The sequence below is a fragment of the Planktothricoides sp. SR001 genome (assembly GCF_001276715.1).
Taxonomy (GTDB): Bacteria; Cyanobacteriota; Cyanobacteriia; order Cyanobacteriales; family Laspinemataceae; genus Planktothricoides; species Planktothricoides raciborskii.
In genome coordinates this window covers 1-26,335 of record NZ_LIUQ01000020.1, presented here as the reverse complement: position 1 = coordinate 26,335, position 26,335 = coordinate 1, and the positions used below count along the sequence as shown (strand labels likewise).

22 protein-coding genes are annotated in these 26,335 nt (G+C 42.9%); 14 read left to right on the top strand and 8 right to left on the bottom strand.

Annotated features, from left to right (window positions below; translation table 11 throughout):
- Positions 1-113 precede the first annotated feature (113 nt).
- On the top strand, positions 114-2,378 hold the full coding sequence (locus AM228_RS13605) for an ATP-binding protein (RefSeq protein ID WP_072160768.1): 2,265 nt from the start codon (positions 114-116) through the stop codon (positions 2,376-2,378).
- Positions 2,379-2,640: 262 nt separating this feature from the next.
- Here the strand turns inward: AM228_RS13605 and AM228_RS13600 are convergent, their stop codons facing one another.
- The gene (locus tag AM228_RS13600) at positions 2,641-3,018 is read right to left on the bottom strand and encodes a VOC family protein (protein ID WP_054466650.1); all 378 of its coding nucleotides are present in this window, start codon (positions 3,016-3,018) and stop codon (positions 2,641-2,643) included.
- A gap of 115 nt (positions 3,019-3,133) precedes the next feature.
- On the opposite strand from AM228_RS13600, the gene AM228_RS13595 reads away from it, so the two are divergent.
- From AM228_RS13595 to AM228_RS13585, 3 genes are all read left to right on the top strand, one after another.
- Positions 3,134-5,071, top strand: coding sequence for an McrB family protein (locus AM228_RS13595; protein WP_054466649.1), 1,938 nt, complete (start codon positions 3,134-3,136; stop codon positions 5,069-5,071).
- Between the two features lie 98 nt (positions 5,072-5,169).
- Complete coding sequence (locus AM228_RS13590; protein ID WP_054466648.1) at positions 5,170-5,748, top strand: COP23 domain-containing protein; 579 nt, start codon at positions 5,170-5,172, stop codon at positions 5,746-5,748.
- 326 nt (positions 5,749-6,074) lie between these two features.
- Entirely contained in the window at positions 6,075-6,458 is a 384-nt protein-coding gene (locus tag AM228_RS13585; RefSeq protein WP_054466647.1) for a DUF433 domain-containing protein, read from the top strand.
- Positions 6,459-6,560: 102 nt separating this feature from the next.
- Here the strand turns inward: AM228_RS13585 and pheS are convergent, their stop codons facing one another.
- Positions 6,561-7,559 carry a phenylalanine--tRNA ligase subunit alpha gene (pheS, locus tag AM228_RS13580; RefSeq protein ID WP_199317365.1) on the bottom strand — a complete coding sequence of 333 codons (999 nt, stop codon included), beginning with the start codon at positions 7,557-7,559 and terminating at the stop codon, positions 6,561-6,563.
- A gap of 325 nt (positions 7,560-7,884) precedes the next feature.
- On the opposite strand from pheS, the gene AM228_RS13575 reads away from it, so the two are divergent.
- From AM228_RS13575 to AM228_RS13565, 3 genes are all read left to right on the top strand, one after another.
- Positions 7,885-8,289, top strand: coding sequence for a hypothetical protein (locus tag AM228_RS13575; protein ID WP_054466645.1), 405 nt, complete (start codon positions 7,885-7,887; stop codon positions 8,287-8,289).
- Positions 8,290-8,291: 2 nt separating this feature from the next.
- Positions 8,292-9,095 (top strand): 5'/3'-nucleotidase SurE, encoded by an 804-nt coding sequence (gene surE / locus AM228_RS13570; protein ID WP_054466704.1) that lies wholly within the window; start codon positions 8,292-8,294, stop codon positions 9,093-9,095.
- Between the two features lie 733 nt (positions 9,096-9,828).
- Positions 9,829-10,227, top strand: coding sequence for a hypothetical protein (locus AM228_RS13565; RefSeq protein WP_054466644.1), 399 nt, complete (start codon positions 9,829-9,831; stop codon positions 10,225-10,227).
- A 111-nt stretch (positions 10,228-10,338) separates the two neighbouring features.
- Here the strand turns inward: AM228_RS13565 and AM228_RS13560 are convergent, their stop codons facing one another.
- Entirely contained in the window at positions 10,339-12,003 is a 1,665-nt protein-coding gene (locus AM228_RS13560) for a glycosyltransferase family 39 protein (RefSeq protein WP_054466643.1), read from the bottom strand.
- 464 nt (positions 12,004-12,467) lie between these two features.
- On the opposite strand from AM228_RS13560, the gene AM228_RS13555 reads away from it, so the two are divergent.
- Positions 12,468-13,991 carry a hypothetical protein gene (locus tag AM228_RS13555; protein WP_054466642.1) on the top strand — a complete coding sequence of 508 codons (1,524 nt, stop codon included), beginning with the start codon at positions 12,468-12,470 and terminating at the stop codon, positions 13,989-13,991.
- Between the two features lie 147 nt (positions 13,992-14,138).
- The gene (locus AM228_RS13550; RefSeq protein WP_231636790.1) at positions 14,139-15,167 is read left to right on the top strand and encodes a sensor histidine kinase; all 1,029 of its coding nucleotides are present in this window, start codon (positions 14,139-14,141) and stop codon (positions 15,165-15,167) included.
- Positions 15,168-15,404: 237 nt separating this feature from the next.
- Here AM228_RS13550 and AM228_RS13545 read toward each other — a convergent pair whose 3' ends face one another.
- The 5 genes from AM228_RS13545 to AM228_RS13525 form a co-directional block, all read right to left on the bottom strand.
- Positions 15,405-16,721, bottom strand: coding sequence for a recombinase family protein (locus tag AM228_RS13545; RefSeq protein WP_054466641.1), 1,317 nt, complete (start codon positions 16,719-16,721; stop codon positions 15,405-15,407).
- A gap of 127 nt (positions 16,722-16,848) precedes the next feature.
- A complete protein-coding gene (locus tag AM228_RS13540) occupies positions 16,849-18,261 on the bottom strand; it encodes a DNA cytosine methyltransferase (RefSeq protein WP_054466640.1) in 1,413 nt (470 codons plus the stop codon).
- Positions 18,262-18,798: 537 nt separating this feature from the next.
- Positions 18,799-18,999, bottom strand: coding sequence for a hypothetical protein (locus AM228_RS13535; RefSeq protein WP_054466639.1), 201 nt, complete (start codon positions 18,997-18,999; stop codon positions 18,799-18,801).
- Between the two features lie 235 nt (positions 19,000-19,234).
- Entirely contained in the window at positions 19,235-19,891 is a 657-nt protein-coding gene (locus AM228_RS13530; protein WP_369817728.1) for a M23 family metallopeptidase, read from the bottom strand.
- A 467-nt stretch (positions 19,892-20,358) separates the two neighbouring features.
- Positions 20,359-20,544: a hypothetical protein gene (locus AM228_RS13525; RefSeq protein WP_054466638.1), complete on the bottom strand. Its 186-nt coding sequence runs from the start codon at positions 20,542-20,544 to the stop codon at positions 20,359-20,361.
- Between the two features lie 59 nt (positions 20,545-20,603).
- On the opposite strand from AM228_RS13525, the gene AM228_RS13520 reads away from it, so the two are divergent.
- From AM228_RS13520 to AM228_RS13495, 5 genes are all read left to right on the top strand, one after another.
- Positions 20,604-20,987: a hypothetical protein gene (locus AM228_RS13520; protein WP_054466637.1), complete on the top strand. Its 384-nt coding sequence runs from the start codon at positions 20,604-20,606 to the stop codon at positions 20,985-20,987.
- Positions 20,988-21,339: 352 nt separating this feature from the next.
- Complete coding sequence (locus AM228_RS13515) at positions 21,340-22,164, top strand: DUF1838 domain-containing protein (RefSeq protein ID WP_054466636.1); 825 nt, start codon at positions 21,340-21,342, stop codon at positions 22,162-22,164.
- A gap of 494 nt (positions 22,165-22,658) precedes the next feature.
- A complete protein-coding gene (gene coaE, locus AM228_RS13510; protein WP_054466635.1) occupies positions 22,659-23,348 on the top strand; it encodes a dephospho-CoA kinase in 690 nt (229 codons plus the stop codon).
- A 176-nt stretch (positions 23,349-23,524) separates the two neighbouring features.
- Positions 23,525-25,129 (top strand): C-3',4' desaturase CrtD, encoded by a 1,605-nt coding sequence (crtD, locus tag AM228_RS13505; protein WP_054466634.1) that lies wholly within the window; start codon positions 23,525-23,527, stop codon positions 25,127-25,129.
- 433 nt (positions 25,130-25,562) lie between these two features.
- A complete protein-coding gene (locus AM228_RS13495; protein WP_054466632.1) occupies positions 25,563-26,270 on the top strand; it encodes a carbonic anhydrase in 708 nt (235 codons plus the stop codon).
- Positions 26,271-26,335 lie beyond the last annotated feature (65 nt).

The following is a 26,335-nucleotide window of genomic DNA, read 5'->3' as shown; positions in this document are numbered from 1 at the left end:
CCTGGGTTACGCCCAAATCCCCAGGGGGATTTAAAAAAATTACCGATCGCCGCCAATGAATTAAGTTAAATTGATGCAATTTGGGGATTTAATTTATCAAAAGTACCTAAGCGATGCTTTACCATTCTTCTCATCTATCAACGATGCACTTATTGATTGTGCAGCCGGAGATGTCAGATATACAGTTAATTGTTGATGTTTTAAGAAATGCCCAAAAAGATTTTACTTATGATTTTGCTAATAACCCAGAAACTTGTCGGATTCTTTTAGCGACGGTTCAGTACGACGCGGTGTTATCGGCTTATCAAATGTCAAATTTTACCGGGTTAGATATCTGTAAATGGCAAGAAGAACTGAATCAAGTGATTCCGATGATTTTGATCGCTGGTTCTATCGGAGAAAGCACTGTTGCCCATTGTATAAAATCAGGATTTTCTGATTATATCAATCGCCAGCAGATAGAAAAATTACCAGAAGTTTTGCAGCGATCTCTAGTGGAGTTTGCTTTGCGACGACAGGATAAAATTGCCCTGGAGCATATGCGTTATTCTGCTAAAAGAGAAGCGATTATTAACCAAATTGTCTATGAAATGCGCGGCACTTTAGTCCTGGAAGAAGTGCTGCAAACTACGGTGGATTTATTACATCAAGCATTGAATGTGAGCCGCTGTCTGGTATTTTTGTTGGATCCGCAACATAAACCCCAAGTCCGTTATGCCAGTCACGCTACACCAGACCGAGAGCAAGTGATTGGTAAACATTGCTATTTGCTTGAATATTACCATACAACTCTGAGCCGAGGAAATCCTGTCTTTGTTAGCAATATCGATCAAGCTGATTTACCCCCCAATATTCTCTCGAAAGCCAACGAAGACGGGATTCGAGGTTTTTTGATTGCTCCGTTGTTGAATCAAGAAGTTTATTGGGGAAATATTTGTTTACATCAATGCGATCGCCACCGCGAATGGACTGGAGACGATCTGATTTTGATGAGTACGATTTCTAACCAATGTGCGATCGCGATTCAGCAGGCGAAACTCTTTGAAAAAATTCAACAACAAGCCCAGCAAGAGCAACTTTTGAATGAAATCATTCGAGAAATTAACTCTCAGCTAGATCCCAATTATATTTTATCCCAAATTGTCAGACAAACCGGAGAATATTTTCAAGGCAATCGCGTGGTAATTTTTTCGATGAAAAATCAACGAGTGCAAGTGGTGCATGAATGGCGATCGAGCGAAAACGTTTCGTCTTTATTGGGTTTCCATGCGCCTTTATCAGAATGGAAAGAACCCCTGGGGTATTTTGCGTCACAATCTGGCTATTTTTTGGCGGATTTGAATCAAGAACGAGTGGGCTATGGGTCGAGTTGGGAGCAGCAACTTGATCGAGGAAATATTGTGTCACTCTTGCGAGTACCAATTTATATTCGGGAGGAATTTTTTGGGGCGATTTCCATCCATAGCACCACGAAAAATCGATTTTTTGAACCCGATGAAATTCATCTATTAGAACGGATTGCCGATCAAACCGCGATCGCCCTGTACAATGCCCAAAGCTACGAACGCTTAGAACAACTGGTTAAAAAACGTACCCTAGAACTGGAACAAGAGAAAATTCTTTCAGAGGCTGCCAATCGAACAAAAACTGAATTTCTCAACAATATGAGTCACGAACTCCGCACCCCACTCACGGGTATTTTGGGATTTTCTAATGTTCTCATTCAAGAGTTTTTTGGCCCTCTGAATGAAAAACAAAAACAGTATATTTCTAGCATCACGGAATGTGGAGAACAATTATTAAATTTAATTAATGATTTACTGGATATTTCTAAGCTCGAAGCCAAGGAAGAAAATTTACATCCGCAAGCACTGCTAGTGGAAGAAATTTGTGGGGCTTGTTTATCCTTAATACAAGAACGAGTCAAAAATGAAGGCTTAGAATTACGCAAAGAAATTGCGCCTGATGCTAGGTTTTGTGTGGGAGACAGTCGGAGGATTAAGCAAATTCTGTTTAATCTGTTATCTAATGCCATTAAATTTACCCATGCTGGGTCAGTCACCCTGAAAGTTTGGCAAAATGAAGATAAGATTTGTTTTTCCGTAATTGATACCGGAATTGGCATTCCTGAAGCGGAACAAGCTTTAATATTTGAGCCATTTCACCAACTAGATCAAGGACTTTCTCGGAAATATGAAGGGACGGGTCTGGGATTGGCTTTATCCCAAAAGCTGGCCCAAATGCACGGGGGCGATATCACTTTAGAATCAGAAGTGGGTCGGGGTAGTTGTTTTACGTTTTGGCTGCCTTTAAATCACGATCTGATGCAAACAGAATGCCCAATTAAAGCTTGGGAAAACATCAAATCTGGGGGGTAGGGCCGCCATCGGTGTAGGGCCGCCATCGGTGTAGGGGGAAGAGGAAAGAGGGTGTAGGGCCGCCATCGGTGTAGGGAAGAGTGAATAGTGAATAGTGAATAGTGAATAGTGAATAGTGAATAGTGATATTTATGCATAACTTTTCACTTGTACGGGCGAATGGCCATTCGCCCCTACCACTTTTCACTTCTCCCCCGATGGCGGCCGATGGCGGCCGATGGCGGCCGATGGCGGCCCCAAACAACCACCAACCACCAACCAACTAAAGCTGACTTAATTCAATCACATTGCCATCGGGGTCTTGGACAAATAATGCGGGGCGACCGGATGAACTCATTTGGACGGGATAGTGATGGGCTTCTAGTTGGGTTTTCGCGGCTTGAATATCGGTGACAGCAAAGGCAATATGGCGGTTGCGTCCCCACTGTGTTTTTGTTTCTTGGGAGTTATGGATGGTTCCTTGGTGGGCTTGGGAATCAACCATGAGGTGAATTTGATAGTCGCCAATTTGATACCAGATGCCCGGAAATTTGAGCGATCGCGCCACTTTTTCTAGTCCGAGAATTTCTCCATAAAATTGGGCTGATTTTTCTAAGTCAGTGACTAAAATCGCGGTATGAAGACATTGAGTGATTTGCATATTGGTGAGGAAAGAGGAAAGAGGATAGAGGAAAGAGGATAGAGGGAATTAGGAGCAAAAGTAAAATAATGCAGTATTATAACATAATTGTGTTAGCTTTGTTTCTCAGAAAAATATGAACTCACAAAATCGCACCATTGATTGGCTACTGGCAGGGTGTCCCACTTTTGCGGTGACAATTGTGATTGCTTTACTGTTAGGGCAGAATATGCTTAAATCAGGGGCGATCGCCTTGGCAACTTCGGCGACAAGTGTGGCATCTGCCGCCATTATCAATGGCAGACAAATGACGCGACTGGCTTTATTAGAACAGCAAATTACTGATAATAATAAAGCAGAACAGCTAAGGGCAGAATTGCCCAATTTACAAGCAGAATATCATAAATTATCTGGAAAAACTGAAAAAATTAACTTATTAATCAAAGAAAAGATTAAGGAATTAGAAATAAAACAAGCAAGTTTAGGTCGGGCTAAAGGGCAGTTGGCAGAACTGAATCAAAGAAGCCAAGATATGAAACAGGCGATCGCAGTTATCACAGCCCAAAAACAAGCAATTGAACAGCGGGTTGCTACCTTAGCAAAAAATTATCCCGATTTAGACAAGTTGGAACAATTGCAGGCCAAAATTGCTGAGTTACAATTACAAAAAGCTCAATTACAGGGAGAAATTCAGGGACTTGAAGATAAATTAGCCGCAATGGAATACCAGAAAGTATTGCTCCGTGAACTCGAAGCAAAAATCTTAGACCAGCGGGTAGAATTCGAGCGAGTCACCACCCAAATTCAGCAGTTAGAAGCGCGTAAAAAACAGCAAGAAACTGAGAATGAGAATTTAAGAAATAAGGGCGATCGCTTACGGCAACAGGCGATCGTATATCAAGCTAAACTGAATAAAGTTGAACCGGAAAACGACCCTCTGGAATCCCTGAAACATCCTTTGTGGGCAGAAAATAATTCAAAGTTGCCCGTTGATTTACCAAAAATTATCTCTGAAGAAAAATTTTTACATAATTTTATCCAAGATATTCAAGCCCAAGGTTTTTACTTTCCCGAAAGACTGGTGCGGGCTTTTCATACTTCATTAAAAGTGCAGGGAATTTCCGCCTTAGTTGTTTTATCCGGTATCAGTGGCACGGGTAAAAGTGAATTACCCCAACTCTATGCTAAATATATTGGGGCGCAATTTCTCCTATTAGCAGTACAGCCCCGTTGGGACTCTCCCCAAGACTTGCTGGGCTTTTACAACTATATGGAAAATCAATTTAAACCCACGCCATTAATTCAGGGAATTTATCAATATAATCGATCCCCTGAGTTACAGGATAAAATTGTCTTGGTGTTGCTCGATGAGATGAATTTGGCTAGAGTTGAATATTATTTTAGTGAGTTTTTATCTAAGCTGGAAACTCGCCGTCATCATCCAGCGGAGTTAGAAATTGACTTAGGTAACTGCTTTGGAAAACTGCGATCGGGTGATTTAAAGATTCCTAAACAATTTTTGTTTGTGGGAACCATGAACGAAGATGAAACCACCCAAACTTTATCCGACAAAGTGTTAGACCGTGCCAATGTGATTACCTTTGGGCAACCCCCGAAGTTAGCCTTAATTAATCCGCAAAAAAATATTAATGATTCTAGATTATCGGGATATTTGACTTATGAGCAATTTACTCGGTGGCTGCAAAAACCAGAGGAAAATTCCCCATTGGTTAAGCAGTTAGAAATTTGGCTGAATAAAACCAATCACGTTATGGCAGAGATGGGGCATCCTTTTGCTCATCGGGTGTATCAGTCGATTATTTATTATGTGGTCAACTATCCCGGAATGACGGATGTTAAATCAGATGCGTTTAAATGGGCATTAGCGGATCAGTTTGGTCAGAAGATTTTGCCAAAGTTGCGGGGGTTAGTGATTTCAGATGAGTCAATCCAAGAAAATTTGGATCGATTAGGGGGGATAATTGGTGCGATCGGCGATCCAAATTTAGAAACCGCATTTCAACGCGCTCGTCAAGGTTATCAATTTCAATGGAAGGGGCTGGCTTATCAATAAGCTGATAAGCTGATAATTAGGTTGGGCAAATGCCCAAAATTTGCCCACCAAAGCCGGTAATATAAATACAATCGAGGTCTTTCAGAAAAGATAAGTCTATGAACCGAAATCATTTTATTTCAGGGTTGACATTGGGATTATTGTTAACTGGCTGTCAAGGGGTGCAAGTGCAGAATAATCAAGCCTCGTTTAATGCCATAAATCCTATATCGGCTAAACCGAATGTTCGGTTTATGTGCAGTGAGGGAAAAGATCCAGAAACTCAGCAGAGTTTGCCGACGACTTATGCTTTGATTAATGATAGCAAAAAAGCGATTATTCGTTGGGAAAGCGATCGCTTTGCTAATGCCGGTTGGCAGAGATATAAGCGGTGTACAGAAGTGGCCTCTCGGCTGGAAAAAGTCTACAACAGTAATACATTAAATCTGATCACTACTGGGACGATTAATAGTCAACCTGTGATTTGCACGACTGCGGCGGCGGGGGGCGATTGTCAGGATTTACTGATTACTTTGAAACCAGAAGATGATGGGTTAGGCATTGTTAAAGAATTGGGTGAAATTCTCAATGGTCGCTTGTTAGAAACTGAGAGCAAACCGGATGGTCAAGGGCAAAAAATTTATATGCAGGTTGATGTCGATCGCTTTGCCCAAATTCCCACTTTTCAGGAGGATTGATTGTTTTTTATAGCCGTAGGGTGGGCAATATTTTGCTCACAAAAATGCTCACAAAAACGTTTGTGGATTCCCGCCTTCGCGGGAATGACATCTGGCGAATAGCCGTAGGGTGGGCAATATTTTGCCCACCCTACATTTTGCTCACAAAAACGTTTGTGGATTCCCGCATATAGCGCTGACGCGCATGCTTCGCTAACGCGGGAATGACATCTGGCGAATAGTCGTAGGGTGGGCAAGATTTTGCCCACCCTACATTTTGCTAATACTGGCGATCGCTCTTTATGATATTTGATTATAATATATAGTGAACTATCCAGGTTATTGTTATGGTGCTGTCATCAAATCAACAAACATCAATAATTAGAACAGAGCGAGGTTTGACAATTTCTGGCACTCGCATTACTTTATATGATGTGATGGATTATGTCATAGCCGAATATCCACCCAAGTTTATTCGTGCCATACTCAATCTGACAGATGAGCAAGTGAATGCCGCACTTTCTTATATTGAAAAACATCGCGCTGAGGTGGATGCTGAATATCAACTCGTTGTTAAAGAAACCGAAGAATTGCGCCAATATTATGAAGCACAAAATCGCGATCTGATGGCTAGAATTTCTGCCCAGCCACCGAAACCAGGAATGGAAATTGCTTGGGAAAAACTTCAAGCACAAAAAGCTAAACACCAAGCAGTATTAAACAAGTCGTAGGGTGGGCAAATTTTTGCCCACCCTACATTTTGCTCTATGCATCATCGCGTATTGGTGCGTTACGCTTCGCGCTTTCACACCCTACGAATAGCTACAAATAGCTTAAAATTGCCGCAAAAAGCGCAAATCGCTACTATAAAGTCGCCGAATATCGTCAATTTGGTGGAGAACCATCGCAAAGCGTTCTACCCCAAACCCGGCAGCAAATCCGGTGTAAACTTCTGGGTCATAACCCACGGCTTTAAGCACATTCGGATCCACGGTGCCGCAACCTAAAACCTCTAACCATTTTCCTTTCCACCGCACGTCAACTTCTGCGGAAGGTTCGGTGAAGGGAAAATAACTGGGACGAAACCGGATTTGGACTTCGCCAAAGATTTGATATAAGAATTCTTTTAAGGTGCCTTTGAGGTCTGTAAAGGTTAAGCCTTTGTCGATCGCTAAAATTTCGATTTGATGAAATACGGCGGAGTGGGTAGCATCCACTGTATCCCGACGATAAACCCGTCCGGGGGCGACAATTCGCAAGGGGGGTTGATGTTGTTCCATGTAGCGAATTTGCACCGAGGAGGTATGGGTTCTTAGCAGGTTGCCATCTGGGAGATAGAAAGTGTCCTGCATATCCCGCGCTGGGTGGTCTGGGGGGGTGTTCAGGGCTTCAAAGTTGTAGTAGTCACTTTCCATTTCTGGGCCGGTGGCGACGGTGTAACCTAGTCCGACAAAAATATCTAAAGCCCGGTCAATGACGCCATTCAAAGGATGGATCCGACCTTGGGGACGATACACCCCAGGCATGGTGACATCAAGGGCTTCCGCTGCTAGTTGCGCTTGAATTTGGGCGGTTTGCAGGGCTTGTCGCCGGTTGTCCAGTTGGGTTTGCAGGGCTTCTTTGACTTCGTTGGCTAAAGCGCCAATGCGGGGCCGATCGCCTGGGTCGAGTTTACCCATTGCCCGGAGAATTTGCGAGAGTTCGCCTTTTTTGCCTAGGTAGTTGACTCGCAGTTGTTCCAGTTGCTCCAAGCTTTCCGCAGAGGCGATCGCCCCGGTAGCATTTTGGTTAAGCCCCTGTAGTTGGCTTTCTATAGGATTAAGTTCAGTCATAATTCAGCTTTTTTCAGATTTTTCAGGGTAATGGGTATGCTTTTAGTTTAACAATTCTTGATGAGTAATTTGTGATAGGATTCATCACTTCAAAGAAATGAAGCATCTCATCAGTAGATGTGGCACAATGAGATTGGCCTGATTCAAGACTCCTGTGAGTTGCCCGCAGAATGATATCATTTCTGCTCTCAGAAAATCTAGCCTAATTTTTCCGGTGATTCAACTGATTCAACGTGATTGCTTCAAGAAAGTTTTTTTGAGCGAAAAACTTTCTGGGGCAAAATCCTGTATTTCCTGTTTTAATTTGGCGTTTTCTTCTTTTTAAATGACAATTGTATTAAGTTTTCAAGAAATTGCTCAATGGCGTTCTCAGCTATTTGCTTATACAGACGCCTTGCAAGCCCTGGATGAGATTGAAAATTGCGATGGGGATTTGGAAGATGCGGCCATTGGTTTGGCGATTCGCGTTGGCCAAGAACCTACGACTTCGGAAGGCTGGTTAGAAGGATTGGCCAAAAGATATCGATCCGTGATTTGTGCCAAAGGGGTCAAAAATAACCTACTGACTGATAATTGGGCAGAGGGTCTGGGGGAATTATTAAAAGCAAATATTTGTCCGCCGATTTTGGTGACTCCAGTGCTGATTTATGTCTGGAAAACTGGGGTGGAAAATTTTTGTGAACCCTTGGCATATCAAATTAATCGAGACGATTCATCGCAAATGAACTGATGATGAAAATTTTAATTAGTAATGATGATGGGATTTTTGCCCCCGGAGTTCGGTCGCTGACTCAGGCGATCGCCCACGCGGGTCATCAAGTCACCGTGGTTTGCCCCGACCAAGAGCGATCGGCTACGGGACATGGCATCACCATGAATCACCCGATTCGCGCTGAAGAGATTCACTCCGTATTCGATCCGGGGGTGAATGCTTGGGCTTGTTCCGGGACTCCCGCTGATTGCGTCAAGTTGGCAATCTGGGCATTGTTGGACAGTCCCCCAGATTTAGTAATCTCTGGGATTAACCAAGGGCAGAATTTAGGTACGGATTTACTCTATTCCGGGACAGTTTCGGCGGCGATGGAAGGACTCCTAGAAGGCATTCCCAGTATTGCCATTTCTTTGGCTAGTTATACGTCGAAAAACTTTGCGCCCGCTGCGGAGTTTGCTACCCAGTTGGTGCAGCAATTAGCAGATCAGCCTTTGCCGTCGCCGATGCTGTTGAATGTGAATGTGCCGGATCTGCCCCTAGAGGCGATCGCTGGGGTAATTTTCACCCGACAGGGGGTGCGGCGATATGAAGATATCTTTCAAAAGCGCGTCGATCCGCGAGGAAGAACTTATTATTGGTTAGCAGGGGAAGAAATCAAAGATGTGGAACAAACCCCGGATCCTCAACTTGGGTCAGAGATTCTGACAGATGTGCAGGGAATTCGGCAAAACTATATTACGATCACCCCTTTGCAATATAACTTAACTTTTCGAGAGGGATTACTTAGTCCTCCTGCATGGAATTTCCCTGTAGGAATCTTGTAGAAACCTGATGGCTTACAGAAAAAGATTGATTTGATCCGGGAAATTCGGGTGAAAAACCCGGTTTCTTACCGGAGATCGGTCAATCGAGTTCTATGAATGTCTCCTGACAGCTAGCTACAGGGAAAAAATCAAAATAAACCAAAATCTTGACCTAAAATTATATTGTCAATTAACAATTGATTATTTATAATAGATTTAGCGGTCAATAGATAGATAAATTGCTTGAGGCTTAGGACATAAGGATGACTGATTTTAGGTTGGGAGCGGTTGTATGCCACCTAGTCCTAGCGATCGCGTCTAGATAGCATCTAAGTTTTCTAAATTTTAGATGGGCATTTAGATGGGAGGAAATCCTGAAACTACACAAGCATAAAAACAATAGTTCACCCAACGCTCTTATGGCAGTACAATAAAAGTAACCATAGAAAATTATCTTAAATACCGGCACTTTATTTCGGCAATTGGACTTTTACGCTTGGCCAATTCATCAGGGATTGCTGACAAAAGGAAACGCTCCTAGGGATAAAAAATTGCCCCAGAGGAGAATGCTGCTAAAAAGTAACAATATGGTGCTGGCTCAGTTAAAAAAATACTGGTCAACGCAATAGTAAACCAATAGTAAACCCAATAGTAAACATTTAGTGGCGCTGCCGGATTCGGCAAAATTATGCCAGGAATAAGTGACAAAAACGCATCCGTTCATTGAGAGGAAAGGGAAATCGGGAAAGTAAGTATGAACGCTCATACCTTTGATAGTCATTCTGTTGTTTGCCCCATTTGCCATCGGACAGGCCCAATCCATCCAGGTCAGATGCTTGGCGGACTCTACACTTGTCCCCACTGTCAGGCCCGTTTAGTGATTAGTTTGAGTGGTCATTATGTCCGAGATCCGTTTACCTTCCGACAGGCGCCCGTTGAACAACTGCTGCGGCGCCAGAGTCGTCCTTGGGCAAGAATTTTACGGGATGTGGGCTTGACCAAACCCGTGTCGTTGATGGCTTTGTTGGTATCGGCAGTGGTCGCTGGGGTGACTTTGGCAGTGATTCAAGGCTGGAGTTTTGAGCGTGACCCGGTGCCTGATGCCTTGGAAGCGCCCCATGAGACGATTTCGTCCGTGGAGGATTCTTTGTAATCGGCATATCGCCAAATATCGCCAAGTATCGCCTGATATCGCCTGATATCGCCTGATATGGCCAAATATCGCCTGATCGGGAGTTACGGATGATTTCCAGAAGATTTCGGGCTAATTTTTCTTGACTATAGGCGATCGCGTCACTAGGTGCCAGTTGTTAAAGGTATCCAGTGATTTTATTTGTTTGAGTTTCAAACGCTTCAGGCTGTCTGAATCGATTAAAAAATAAGCCGATGGATCTTGTTTCCAATGTTTTCTCAGTTGTTCAAAGGTCGCGGGGATGACTTGGCGATCGCTGTAGAAATTTAGGGAAGGTCGATGGTTCGGGTGTGAGGTAAAGATCGCGGTTTCCGAGGGCGTGTGTTGTCGAATCATTTCGGCGACAGGTTTCACGGGGTAGTCTTCGCCTAGTTCCCACAGCCAGTAAGGAGTGACAAAGAATAAGCATAAGGAAACATACATTCCCCAAAATAAGATAATCACGAATTGTCGATCTTGGCGGCTGAGTAATATGGCGCTGGTGGTCATGGTTAAGCCAACTGCAATCAGAGTTAAGGCTAAGATTCGTTCTTCTGCGGTAGCCCAGAAGCCATAGTACAGACTCGCCCCCCAAGCAGCGATCGCCAACAGGGATAAGAGAATCACATAAATTCGGCAAGAACGAGTCAACCATCCTTCAGAACTAACTGAAGACCCAAGCGACCAGGTACAACCGAGTAATTTTTGCCAAATTTCAAACAGTTGTGCCCCACACGCGAGGGCGATCGCTGGGTAAAGGGGCAAGACATACCAGGGTAATTTGGTGCTCATTATGGAGATGGACAATAAATAACCCGCAGTCCAAACTAGGATTAATTTTGCCCAACCCATTCCGGGATTTTTCCAGGCTAATCCTAGTCCTCCCGGCCAAAACATCACCCAAGGCCAACTATATTTCACTATTTCTAGGAAGTAATACCAGAATGGTCCGCTGTTTTCTTCCACAGGTTGCACAATTCTCTGGAAAGATTGGCCGAAAAAATGACTCTGAATAAATGTTTCGCCATAATACAGTCCTTGAGCAATGTACCAACCTACTGCCGGGGCTATGCCCAAGACTATGCCAGTCCAGAGATAGCCAGAACTGAGTAAGCGCGGGGTATCCCAAATCAGAAAGACGCCGGCGATCGCCCCTAGGAGAATGCCTAAGATGCCCTTGGTTAAGCAAATCAGTCCTAAGCCAATGCCCACCCCCAAGCCCCAACGCAAATCTCGGCGCGATCGCAGCAAACACCACACCATCAATAAGAAAAAACATAACACTGCCCCATCCAACATGGCCAAGCGGCCATAACGGACTACGGGCAACAAGGTCAGATAAGCAAATGCCGCGAAAATGGCCGGCCCGCGCCAAATAAAAATCTCCCGGCCAATTCCATATAATAGGGGGACGGACAAAGCCGAAAGCATCGCCCCCGGAAGCCTGGTACTCCATTCACTCACCCCAAACCAGTGATAGCTGAGGGCAATCAGCAAATGCACCAAGGGCGGTTTATTATAATAGGGCTGGGAATGCAGGGTGGGATGCAGCCAATTAAAATCACCCCGATACATTTCTCTGGCTACGGTGGCAACAATCCCTTCATCCCAATCCCGCAAGGCCACATCCCCTAAATTCATCTGATAAAGTAAGATGGCACTCACAAGTAGCCCCAAGACCCAAAGCTGTTCGATCCAATGGTCGGCCAGACGACCCTTGTCACCGGAGTCATCTAACCGAAAAATTTCTCTGTACATTATTTTGATGTTTTAGTTGTTTGAGTAACTTTGAAGTCACCGGGAAAAATCAACTATCAGATACTATCTCTAGGATAAGAGGGCGATCGTCGATCTCCTCCGCGTCAGGGATCAAACCCTGTATCATCATTGTAAATTCCCCGTTTCCTCTTACGGACGTTTGGGCAGAAAATCCGATCCCTGATTTCATGCCCCAGACCTCTCGGTTCACCCTCCCTTGCGTCTTGGTCAGGACTTACGCATGAACGCTATCCGTAGGGTGTTGTTCCGAGGCGGTGACACACCAATACCCCGTATATAGATTATTTGCGTAAGTCCTATTGGTGTCTGATTTGAAGATGAAAATTTCTGGTAAAGATGACATCATCTCTTCAAGAATGGCTTATAGTGGCTGATATTTACGCAAAACCAATCAAGAAGCGTCTCAAGAAGCATCTGTCAACCCTAGAATTGGAGTTTGTTCTATGAGTCTACCGTTTATTTTAGATGTTGCCATTGGCTTAATTTTTATTTACCTGATTCTCAGCTTGTTGGCTTCAGAAATTCAGGGACTTCTTTCTACATTACTTCAGTGGCGGGCAGAACATGTCAAGCAATCAATTGAAGTGCTGCTTTCCGGCAGTCAAGAAACAACCAAAGCCTCAGAAACTCGTGCGATCGCCGATACCCTATATTCTCATCCCTTAATCAGAAACCTCAACCAAGAAGCCAAAAGCGGATGGGCTAAAGCTGTTCGTCAATTTAGTAACCTGCTGATTACTAAAATGCAAACCCTGACTAAATCAAGCAATGTTTTTGGTAAAGATATCATTACTCAAGAAGAAAGAAAAAGTGGTCCATCTTACATCCCCCCGGAAACTTTTGCCACTTCCATCATGGAAACATTAAAAATTCCCGAATTAAATCGGATGTTAATCGTGAAAAAAGTGGAAGAATTTGAGAAAAAAATCTTAGATGAGATTATTAAAGAAAACTTACTGAATTATTCTCGTTTAAGTGAACAAAATAAGCAGCTAGTCGAAACAGAACTAGAAAATTTATGGCAAGAGTGGAATCACGCAATTGATGATTTAAAAGCGGAAAAATTAAGCTTGCAAATGTGCATTTACAGGTTCGCGACCAAAATCGGATCCTTTGCGGAAGAATGTCAAGAACGATTATCCCTCCAAGAACCAGGAGTTCACGAATTTATCGGCCAACTTTCCAAACTCAGAAAAGACTATTTTGGCAGTGATATTCGCCGTCAGTTATTGATGACTGAACTCAAACCAAAAATGACGGATGTGATTGCGGAAGTTCGCCAAGGGGGAGAAATGTATGCGAAAATTCAAGAATATATTGGAGATCAAAATAGTCCCGCGTATAAAACCGTTCATGCGGTCTATAGTAATTTACCAGATTCAGTCAAAGAAAGTTTAACTTCACTGGCTAAAAAAATTGACGAAAAAGGCAGTCAAACTGAGAATGAATTACGTCAACTAGAAAAAGAAATTGAACAGTGGTTTGATCGCTCCATGCAACGGGCATCGGGAGTTTACAAGCGAAATTCTAAAGGGGTAGCGATTTTAATTGGTTTCCTGGTAGCGGTTGGGGCTAATGCGGATACTTTATATATGGTGAATAGCTTATCGAGTAATTCAGTCTTACGCAGTACCATTAGTCTGAGTGCTGAACGATTAGTGGAAAACTCTTTTCCGACTACGATGACATCTCCCCCAGAAGATAAATTTGACCAGGTGAAAAATGAGGTTAGAGATGCTTTGGAAGATGTTTCGCTACCAGTAGGTTGGAATCAATATAATCTAGCCGGTCAAGCCAAACAAGAATTGAGTTTTGGCCCGGTAAAATTGCCCTTTATTCATCGAGTTATCGGTTGGTTGATTAGTGGAATCGCCATTTCAATGGGGTCATCTTTTTGGTTTGATTTACTGGGCAAAGTGATCGATCTGAAAAATATGGGTGGCAAGAAGTCTTCGGACTCAAGGTGATATAGATTAATCGCCTTTGCTCTTTTGGGTGGGCTTTTGCCCACCCAACGGCCACCCAACGGCCACCCAACAGCCACCCAACGGCCACCCAACGGCCACCCAACATATAAAGTGGTTGGGTAAGTTTTCATTAAGTAAAGCAATCTAATGAATCGAGCAGTTAATATGGAACGTTCTTGTTTAGATGAACTGTCGGAGGTTTTAACTGGAGAAAACCGGGCAGTGTTAGAAAAAGTGATTAAGTTGGTTGAAGATTTGGAACAGTCGAAGGCGGCATTAATGCAAAAATGCCAGCAAAATGAGTCAGAGTTAGAACGGCTGAAATCCAATATGTTGCAGATGGAAAAAATGGCTATGTTAGGGCAGATGGTTTCTGGGATTGCCCATGAAATTAATAATCCGATTAACTTTATTTACGGCAACTTACCTTATGTAGAAGAGCACGTTGGGGATTTGTTTGAGGTATTAGAAACCTACGAAGAAGCTTATCCAGATAAAGTCGAAGATGTGGAAAATATTTTAGAGGATATCGACCTAGAATATATTCAGGAAGATTTACCCCGGATTGTCAAGTCGCTGAAAACGGGTTCGGAAAGAATTCGTGATTTGGTGATTAATCTCCGCAATTTCTATCGCCGGGATGAAGCGACGATGAAACCTGGGAATTTACATGAAGGGATTGAGAGTACCTTGGTTCTTTTAAATAACCGTTATAAACAAGATATTGAGGTGATTAAAGATTTTGGCAAGATTCCAGAGGTGGAATGCCATATTAATCAGATGAATCAGGTGTTTATGAATCTGATTAGTAATGCTATTGACTGTCTTTTAGCCCAGAAAGAGGCGGAAAAAGAAGCAGAATCAGAGTCAGAAGCAAAGGAAGTCATAAAGCCTTCTGGGAAGAAAAGAAAAATTGCGATCGCGACTAAATGTTTGAACTCTAACCGCGTGGCTATTTCTATTACTGATAATGGCCCAGGAATGCCTGATGAAATTAAAAATCGGGTGTTTGAGCCTTTTTTTACTACTAAAGCGATTGGGGTGGGGACAGGTTTGGGCTTATCAATTTCTCGCGAAATTGTGGAAAAGACTCATCATGGTTCTCTTTCTTGTGTTTCCACTTTTGGCGAAGGGTCTACTTTTACCATCGAGTTGCCGATCGCCCAACCCAAGTAAGCATAGTTTAGTTGTCATTCTTGTATGGTGGGCAAAATTGCTTTGGTTCATTCGATAAAGTCAAAAATTTATTTTTGCCCACCCTACGAAATAATGGTGGGCAAAATTGCTTTGGTTCATTCGATCAATTCAAAAGTTGACTTTTGCCCACCCTACGAAATACTAAGATGGATTCCCGCATTCGCGGGAATGACAGAGTTTTGTAGATAATCAGCGAATACACGGATTTGATATAACTTACTCAAAAATAAAGCAGATTCGCAGTTGCCAGGAGGTATCTTGACGGTCTATTTGAATTTGGCGAATGAATTCCCGGAAGTAAAATCGCCGTTCTGATTCGGTGAGGTCTAACCAAAATTGCGGGATGGAAACCGCTTGGGCTGTTTCTCGGAGATTGACGGGGGGTAATTCAGCGAGTTGGCGTTGCAGTTGGGAGATTTCTGTGCGGAGTTTGTAAGCCCGCAGTTGCCTGGTTTCTTCGTCTAGAATATGCCGATCGCATAGGTCTTGAAGCTGGTCGAGAATTTGTGTTTTTTCGGCGATCGCAGCGGTAATATTTTGTTTGATATTTTGTTTAATGGCACTGTCAGGGGTTTGCAGTTGGGCGACGGCAACGGGTAAGTCCTGGCAAATTCGGTCAATGGTTTTTTGCAAGACTTCGCTATAGGCGATCGCTTTACATTTTGGTTTTTGGGGACAATGAGGGGAACGTAAATATAGATATTCGCGATCGCGACGATAAGTGCTAACACGGGTGACAGTCATGGTGGCTTGACATTGCCCACAGACCACTAAACCGGATAAAGACCGAGAACAACTAGCGGTTCTGGGGGGCAGTTGTTGGTTGCGACGCAAGAGGCGATCGATTTGGGCTGCTTCTTGACGGGAAATAATCGGAATGTGAGTGTTGGTAATCACTTCACCATTTTTATAGGCTAAATCCCCTCGGTAAACCGGATTAGTCAGCCAGCGTCGTCCCGTGGTGACGGAAATTTTTTTGTTATATTTTTGCGCGAGATAGCGCACCGCCCCGCGCAAAGATCCGTAAAGCAGGAAATGTTCAAAAAATTCTTTGATCACTGGGGCCGCCGCGCGATCGAGGGCGTAGCGGTCTTTGCCTCGACGATACCCAAATGGGGCTTTACCCGGAGGAGGTAGGGCGTTGATGCGATTACGCGCATGACCTTTGCGAATTTGCCGACTATGCTGGGTGGTTTGAATTTGCGCCAGCAGTTGAATTAAGTCTGCACGTTGGGTGAGAGACTGGGAGAATTCTTGGATCGATCCAGGGGTTTCGATCGCGACAATTTCTGTCCCCAAGGTTTCTAGTTGATGGATGCGATCGCTTATTTCCGCGATCGAATCTCCTAATTCTTCTAAGCGGTGAATTAATAAATAATCAGCGGGTTCCTCGGTACAGTCGGTAAACAGTTGTTCTAATTGAGTGCGATCGCTTAAATCTTGATACACGCGATCGACTTCCCAGCCCCAGCTTGTCGGATCTGGCATTGGTTCTAACAGCGGATCGCTGTACAAATAGGCGATAATTTTCATATAAAAATTTTCTTTAGTATGAGATATATCAAAAAATTGTCATTCCCGCGAATGCGGGAATCCAATCAGAGTATGATCGACGCGATAAACACTATATATTAATATTCTAGTATTCCCATCTAATTTACTATGGTAAACTAAAATCCGTTAAACAATCTTGACTAAAAAAAATTTTTTCCACTAAATTTTTGGCAATATAATAGACAGCCGGAACGGAAACAGCATTGCCGAATTGTTTTTTCGCAATATTGGGGTTTTCATGGCATTGAAACCAATCGGGAAATCCTTGCAGTCGGCAAGCGTCTTGGGCGGTAATCAACCTAAAATTTTTCGGTTTATAGATTTTTTGTAAAAATAGACGCTTATATTCTTCGGGATTTTCGGCATGAATAGCCACTGTAGCAATATAGTCTTTTGTCCCCGTAGCAGTCAAAGTAGGAATCATCGCTGAACTGGGCAAAAATACCCGATAAACCCCACCAATTCCTGCACTATTTTTGGAATTCACAAATTCATACTTGGATACTGCACCGTCTCTCACTAGACGTAAGATTTTTTTCTCCACCAGTCGATCCAGTTCTGCTTCTTTAAGGCCATCAATTAACTCGCTTAAATCCTGAAAAGATAAAGGATTTCCATCCTTTAATCCATATTTCTTGCGGCGGCGATTTTTCAGAATTGTAACACAAATTAACTTTTCTCTTTCGCTGGTTTTAATTAAATCCCAAGAGTGAATCGTGGTATGACCATTCCGCAAATCGGAAAACACAAAAAAATCATTCATTTCATCATCTTTTTGAAACCGATTGCGCGACGGCGGAATTTGCTCCCCAAAGAGTAAATCAGGAGAAACTTTGACTTTTTCGATAATTTCGCAGTCTTTAATCTCATCGATAATATCAACCAGCTTGGGCTGACAATCAATCGGTTCAGGAAAAGAGTAGGCTTGAGCATTTTCTAAATCATTTCTGATGCCCACGATAAATACTCTTTCTCGACTTTGGGGAACGCCAAAATCATAAGAATTAATGATTTTCCAGCGAACGGAATAGTCGATCGCTTCAAACTGTTGTAATAAATAATCAAAGCTTTGGCGGTTTTTCGGACTGGCTAAACCTCGGACATTTTCAAAAATAAAAGATTTTGGTTGATATTTTGCTAATAAACGCATTACGTCAAACCAAAGCTGTCCTCTGGGGTCATCAAATCCTTTTAATTTTCCGGCGATCGACCAAGGCTGACAGGGAACACCGCCCACAATTAAGTCAAGATTTGCGGGAATTTCTTGGATATTTCTGATATCCCCTAAATCAATTTCATCGGAATTCACATAGCCGATAAAATTTTGCCGATAGACTTTCTGGGCTTCTGGATCTATTTCCGAGTAGCCTACACATTTACCGCCTAATTTTTCTAAAGGAATGCGGAAACCGCCAATTCCCGAAAATAAGTCAATAAACTTAAATTTAACCCCACCCGTCAAAAGTTGTAAGAGGTTGGGGTTAAATAGTTCTAATTGTGATTGATTTTGAGTAACCATCGTTGATTTTTGGCGTCGATCTGAATGTAATTGCCGGGACTTTAGCTGAAGGCAAAACCGCTGTTTAGCTAATGCTAATTATAACATAATTTATTTAGTTAATCAATTCAGGTATCGGCGAGAGGATTTTGAGGAATGCGATCGCACATTTTATCCCCTCCAGATTGCCCTAATTATTCTCAGGATCGAATTAATAAATAATCAGGGTTTTTATTTGATGTAGTCGGTAATGGTTATAATTGCGATTTATACGTTTTGCCTACGTTTTTAATCGGATATATATAAACAGCATCAATCTAGCTTTGATTGTCTAATATCAAAGCCGTGAAAATATTTAGGATTTTTTATTTATTTTAGGATAAAAAGCTAAAGGAAGCGAGAGTTGATGAATATGGTTTTTCATTTTTTTGATGATGTTAGCCAGATTTTATCGTTATCAAGTGATGATTTGAGTATTATAGCTCAAATAGGTATGAAAATCATGGCGATCGCGTCATCAATTTCTCCTCAAAACCAGAGAATGTTGAAAAACACTGTTTAATCTGTCACCTGAAGCCATCCTTGACGGACATTGTAGAGTAGGCGATCGATAATCAGCATTTCTGAGTGACTCAAAGATTCCCCTAACAAGAGATTTTTGATTTTTTGACGGTCAGAAGAAGTTAAGATGGTAGAAAACATCGCTTGACCGTAAAGTTCTTCAAGGGATAGCTTGGACCGATTTTTGGTAAGTGACATAATCTCACGAAGTAATATGGAATTGGGTTGTTTATTACAATGCAAGATTTTCTCAAATTTTACAGTGATCTGATTACTCTGGGATTGTGATCTTGATCCGGCTAAGTGAAGCCAAAAAAACCGAGGTTCTACGCAAGATCCTCAGCGTTTTTACTGAGGTATCTCCGTATAAACTCGGTTGTTTGGTCAGTTTTTTTTGATTTGCAATTTTTTGGCTCGGTTGTCTCGATTCGTCTTAGGGTTGCCGAGATATTTGTTGATCTTGATACATTTGGCGAATGACTAGGGCTGGGTCATACCATTGACCCGCATATTTTAGCCCCCAGTGTAAATGGGGGCCGGTGGTGCGACCTGTCATACCCACTCGACCAATGCGTGCTCCGGCAGGGATCTGTTGGCCTTCACCGATAAAAATGCCGCCAGATCGGTCGATTAAATACGGAACTCCGTTAGATGTTTCTACGGATCCGTCCATGTGGCAATAGATGTGATCCCAATTGCCGGATGAAATCACCAGACCAATGCCACAACGACCATCATCAATCACTTCTACCACCGTACCCGCCCACCAATTACGGACGTAGCTACCCATTGGTGCCGCAATGTCTAATCCTGAGTGAAATTCTTCGGTGTATCCTCCGGTGGGCGATCGCCGATAGCCAAATGGGGAAGTATATTCTTGAAAATTTTCTACTGGAAACGAGGCATTTTGCCACGCGCTGCCCCGGGCAACCTGATAAGTTTCATTCGCCGTAGCCGGTTGCATCATATCAATCCCATTTAAACCCAGGACTGTAAATAAACTGAGCATGGCGATTAACACAACTTGGGTGATGGGACTCCAGCATTTTTGCTTGAGTTGCTTGAGTATTGATCGTAACTTTTGCTTCACAGGTGGATACTCCTCAGATACCGTAATGATTTCCAGATTCGAGCATAGATTCAGATTAAATCAAGTTAAATATTCAGATTAAACATATTTTGATCCTTCAGTGCGTTCTTAAGGGTTTAGTTTAACTCTTTTTGAGTTAACTATCTCCACAGGTACTCTAAAGCTTTATATTTTTTCAGGTGTCTCCTAAACTATCAGGAATTATTCAGATATTTAAAAAAAGCTTTTTGGCGGGAAATTTTTTCTGGATTATAAATATTATAAATATTTAGGATTGATTCTTTTCGGGGTAAATTTCAATGTCTAATGATTTTTGATGTTTTAGCCCTGTCCGGATCGGGAACCTCCTGACTTTCTGTTGCCAGTCTGACAAGATTGGAAGCGATCGGCAGATAATGAACGGATAAATAACATAAAAGCTTCCCTAAGTCAATTTATTTGACAAGTTTTTTTTGTAAATTTTTTTATCAAGTTTGGGGAGTGCGATCGCACCTGTCATCACCTACCAGGTAAAACCCAAGAGTGTGAATCATTTTTGGTTTTAGTGCCAACCGGAATCTAGATTTTAGACCCATGATGGTGGGCAGGGTTTCCAGAACCTTAAAATTTTCGTTAAGATTACCATATTCTTTGGTGGATTTTTTGGTGGACATATCCTCCACTCAACCCCCTTGCTGAACCGATCCCATTAGCTGCAATATTTTTTTGACCTATGTTGACTGACATTTTTTTCTTCAGGTTTCCCTTTGATGCCACTACGGTAGCGGGCGCCAGCTTGTGGGCGCTGTCGTTGTATTTAGGGTTTTATCCCCTAAGTCAGTGGGTGACAGAACAACTCAACCGCTGGTTTAATTTTGCGGAGCGATCGCTCTACACCTCCGAGAAAGAGTTTGAAAGAACTCGCAAAGCCCGAGAGTCACAAAATGCATTCTATGCTTCAGTGTGCAGCATTCTCCCATTTTTTATCGTGGGAGTTTTATGTAATTACGGCATTGAACTCAGTCTGGGATCGAGTTGGGCGATCAGTGTGGGGATGATTAGCTGTATTGGGTCGGGAGTTTATGAACTGGGACGGCGCAATAGTAGCAGTAATTAAGACATTTAAACCTGGTAAATTGCTGGCTTTTAGTCGCAACGATTAATCGGTTAATTCAGAAACCGGGTTCTGCCCATTGTTCCAGAAATCCTGGTTCACCGGGTAACAAATTCGGTTTCTGATTTCCATATTATCTGATTAAATCTTTAGATTAACTACCCTTGAATAGTTATCCATAAAAAATGATAATAGGCAACAGTAAAACGGGCAAAAAAACTAAAATTAAGTAAATAATAGGGATGTAAAGCAAATTTTTGCTAACTAATTATCCCAAACTAATCTCAGGTAAAATCGACGGACGATTGATAGCAATAGCAAAAAATTAAAATCATTTAGTGTATTTATCTAATAAATGATGAATTTTATCAAAACAGATTTAAACCTAAAAGATTGGATAAAAGTTAGAGGAAGTGCAGATGGCAGCCAATCTTTTCTTACCTGGTCGGGTTCAATTTATGGGATAGTTCCCGGAGAACCGACAAAACATTTATTTCAGATATTAGGGATGAGTGTTGCCCGGTTTATTTCTAACCCCGATGAAACTTGGGATTTTACCTCGCGGGAAATCAGTTTATATTTAGACCCGATGACCGGAACCCGCTTAAATCATTGGCAAAACCCCTGGACAGGTGAAATTTTACCCGTGGTTCATGTGGCCAACAATCCAGTCCAGGCAAATTTTAATCTGACAAAACGGTTTCCGGGAATTGTGGCTGGGGATCTCACGACTTTTCTGATTAATTTATTTCCTCAATATCCGAATCCTCTGGCAAAAGATGCGAAATTTGCTCCCTATAGTCCCCAGGCAATTTATCAGTCAACGGAACTGTTTAAATTGACTGTCTCTACGGCTGATATGGAAAATACAGAACTTATTTCTATTCCCAATGTGATGTTAGCTTGGGATAGAATTGGGCCTTGGTTGCCGTGGATGAAAATGGGCGATCGCCCTGGTTATCTGATTTACAGTGCTTGGGGGAAAAAAGTGCCCATTTTTAATAATCTGCCCCAATTGCTGCAAGATGAAATTACCACCCGTGTGCCTTTATATCAAAATGCGCCGATGAAAAAACTGGCTCAAGATAATTGTACTTCTTGGAAGTATTTTTATCAACACTTTGATGCCTATCTGCGGCAAGAAATATTTCCCATTTTTGAACTTGATTCTCCAGAATAAGCAGATGATGACCAGCCGCCAGTAAACTTGGGTGATTGGCGGCTTGTTTAATTGGATTGCGCGATCGCGTGAAGCGGGAGAATTAAGCAATTTGCTTGAACAAATTATGGTTTTTTTAGGGGCTAATTGATTTATCAATAATTGCAGATAGATAACTGCAATTATCTAGAAAAAAATAGCAAAATTAGTCAATGCCTAGTTATTTGAAAAAATTTGAAAAAACTTGCAAAAATTGGGCGCGGGGTCGATCGCATTCTTCATTTATGGCGATTCATGGCGATCGCAGAACCATTCGGGCAATGAATTATCTAAATCATTGCGATCGCTTCCAGGGGTATCAAAAAAATTAATCAAATTGTATTTTTACCAACAGTTAACACTTAAAAATGGTAACATCCTATATCTAATTCAGAATTACCATGAATTCGGGCTGTTTCTTATCCCAACGACCAGCTATATTATTTGTGGTGATGTCACTGAAGCGGAGTTGACTAATGACCACAAGCGCCAATCCCAGACCCTTGCCTACATACACTAACATCCAACCCCGAATCATTGGTTTAACCGGCGGCATCAGCACCGGCAAAACGACCGTTTCTGACTATTTGGCAACCGTTCACCAATTGCCCGTATTTGATGCCGATATTTTTGCTCGCGACGCAGTGAAACTCGGTTCTCCGGTACTCAAGGCGATCTCCAACCGTTACGGCACAGGTATTCTCCTTGACGATGGTAATTTGAATCGAGGACAACTCGGCCATATTATCTTTAGCAACCCTGCGGAACGGCATTGGATTGAGCAACAAATTCATCCTTATGTTCGGCGTCGGTTGCGCGAAGGAATCCAAAAAATCCTCGCACCCAAGCAACCCCCAGCCAAAAATAATGGCAAAATTCAACCAACACCACAAACCCCAATTGTTTTGGTGGTGCCCTTGTTGTTTGAAGCCAAAATGACCGATTTAGTCACGGAAATTTGGGTGGTTTATGCGCCACGGGCTTTAGAAATCGAGCGGTTAATCAAACGAGATGGTCTGGCGGCAGAACAAGCGATCGCCCGCATTGATAGCCAAATGTCCATTGACGAAAAAGCGTCCCTAGCTGACGTGGTACTCGACAACTCATCAACAATGGATCATTTAGTTCAACAAATTGATGCGGCTTTGCTTAAGTCTTCTCGTTAACCCTTGTTAACCGTTGTTAACCCTTGATATTCCGCTATTCGCGAACTCATCTAGCCACGGATTGACATCCGTGGCGCACCTGCGGGGAATATTCATCCCCAGCCACTCATGCCACACTCATACCATGAGAAAATCAACTACAATCGACATTGTAAACAAATGTAAAGATTGATTTCATGGCCAACAGTCAACAGAATCATCCCCCAGAGAATCATCAAAAAACCGCGATCGTCATTGGGGCAGGAATTGGTGGGTTAACCGCAGGTGTACTGTTAGCCAAACGGGGTTATCAAGTGCGAATTTATGACCAGGCGATCGTTCCTGGGGGCTGTGCTTCTACATTCAAACGCCAAGGATTTACCTTTGATGTAGGGGCAACCCAAGTCGCAGGATTAGAACCGGGAGGCATTCATCACCGTATTTTCTCGGAGTTAGAAATTGACCTGCCCGAAGCTACCTACTGCGATCCAGCTTGTGCGGTATTTTTACCCGGAGAAACCGAACCAATTAATATTTGGCGTGACCCGAAAAAATGGCAGGAAGAACGCGATCGCCACTTTCCCGGAAGCCAACCTTTTTGGCAATTAATGGATACATTATTTCAAGCCAGTTGGCAATTTCAAGGCCGCGATCCGGTACTGCCGCCGCGCAATAGTTGGGATATATGGCAATTAGTCAAAGCCTTGCGACCAGACACATTAATTACCGTCCCTTTTACCTTAATGACGGTATTAGATGCCCTGCGATTATTTGGCTTAGAAAAGAATCACCGCTTAAAAACTTTTTTAGATTTACAACTGAAGTTATATTCTCAAGTTGATGCCAATGAAACCGCCTTATTATATGCCGCCACCGCCTTGGGAGTTTCTCAGTCTCCTCAAGGACTGTTTCACCTGAAAGGCAGTATGCAAGTGTTGAGCGATCGCCTAGTTGAAGGCTTAGAAAAATATGGCGGTCAGCTATTTATGCGCCATACAGTCAAAGAAATCAACATCGATCAACATGGGGCATCTAGTGTCGTAATTAGCAACCAGAAAAGCGGGAAAATTTGGACAGAAAAAGCCGATCATATTGTCGCAAATGTGCCGGTACAAAACTTAGTAAAAATGTTAACTTCCGTTGTCCCAGAACATAAAACCAATCCACAGCATCGCTTTTTCCAAAACCTGTATCAAAACCGAGTGGAAAACTTGCCCCCCGCTTCCGGTGCATTTGTGGTTTATTTAGGTGTCACCCAAGAAGCTATTCCCGAAAATTGTCCCCCCCATATGCAATTTCTCTATGAATATGCAGAAGATGGAAAAATCGGCGCAAGGCAAACTATTGGGGAAAATAATTCTCTATTTGTTTCTGTCAGTCACCCTGGGGATGGTCGCGCCCCCGACGGCAAATTTACCATTACCGCGTCTTCTTTTACGGATACAAAACTGTGGCAAAATTGCCATGATTATGCAGCATTAAAACAAGCCTATACGGAAAAAGCAATTCAGCGGTTAGGGCAATATTTTCACCTCAATTCTGACACAATCATTTACCAAGAAGCGGCGACACCGCGCACTTTTGCTCAATATACCGGGCGTTTACATGGAATTGTTGGGGGAGTGGGACAACGGATTCAAACTTTTGGGCCTTTTGGCATTGCCACTCGCACCCCAATTCAGCATTTATGGTTAGTGGGAGACTCTACTCACCCAGGAGAAGGAACTGCTGGGGTGAGTTATTCCGCATTGACCGCAGTGCGACAAATTCAAGAGGAAGATGCCGGGGAAAAAGGAAAATAGACTTCTTGAAAAATTCCAAAAAGCCGATGGCGGTGAATCCGCCATCGGTTGGGGGGATCGACACCTTATGAAAGCACTCTTGTCTAATAATCAGCTATCGGTAGGGTGTTGTTCCGACGGTGACACACCAATACCCCATATATATAGAGTCGTTGCGTAAGTCCTAGATAACATACAGCACCGAAGCGATTTTTTGAGGTATGTTAAGCCAGCCCCTGCGGGGTGGGGGCAATCAACGAAAGTCCCCCATTATCCAAGTGGCTTGGAGAATGGGGGATCGAGATGTATAGCAGAGGAAACTGCTGTCAGACAAAAGTTTTTTTAGCATCGATTTTACCACAAGTCCTTTGGTCAAAAAAAACTCCGCGATCGACGTCCATTGACTTTATATCTATTCATAGCATTTTTATATAGATCGAGGTTAATAGACGCAATGTCAAAACATCAACCAAGAATGTCCCGTCGCAATCTGTTACAATTTAGCTCTGGAATCATTGGTGCCGGAATTCTCAGCCAAACGTTTGGCTCCCAACTCCGAAATCCAGCCCCTGTCGTGGCTCAAAATGATGTGACCCCAGAGGCAGCCCTAGAAAAACTGATGCAGGGAAATGAACGATTTGTCCAAGATAAACGGGAAAACCCCAATCAATCTTTATTCCGACTAGCGGAAGTGGCCGCTAAACAAAAGCCGTTTGCGGCGATTCTTTCTTGTGCGGATTCTCGCGTGCCATCAGAACTTGTGTTTGACCAAGGATTAGGCGATTTATTTGTGGTTCGCGTGGCGGGAAATGTGGCGACTCCAGAAGAAATTGGCAGCTTAGAATTTGGCACGTTAGTCTTAGGCGCAAAAGTCCTATTGGTGATGGGACACGAACGCTGCGGTGCGGTGGATGCGGCGATCCAAGATGCCCAAGTTCCCGGTCAAATTGGCAGCATTTTAGATTCAATTCGCCCCGCTGTCGGTCGGGTGGCCGATAATGTGAGCGATCGCCTTACGGAAGTTTGTAAAGCCAATGTTTTGTTACAAATCGAACGGCTGAATGCTTCTCCAGTGTTGTCTCAGCTTGTTCAAGAAGGCAAACTAAAAATTGCCGGTGCTTATTATGACTTGGATACCGGAGAAGCGACTCTTCTCAGTTAATTCATCTAGCTTTCGGGGTGTGGGGGGTGTGGGGGGTGTGGGGGAAAGTGAAAAGTCGTAGGGGC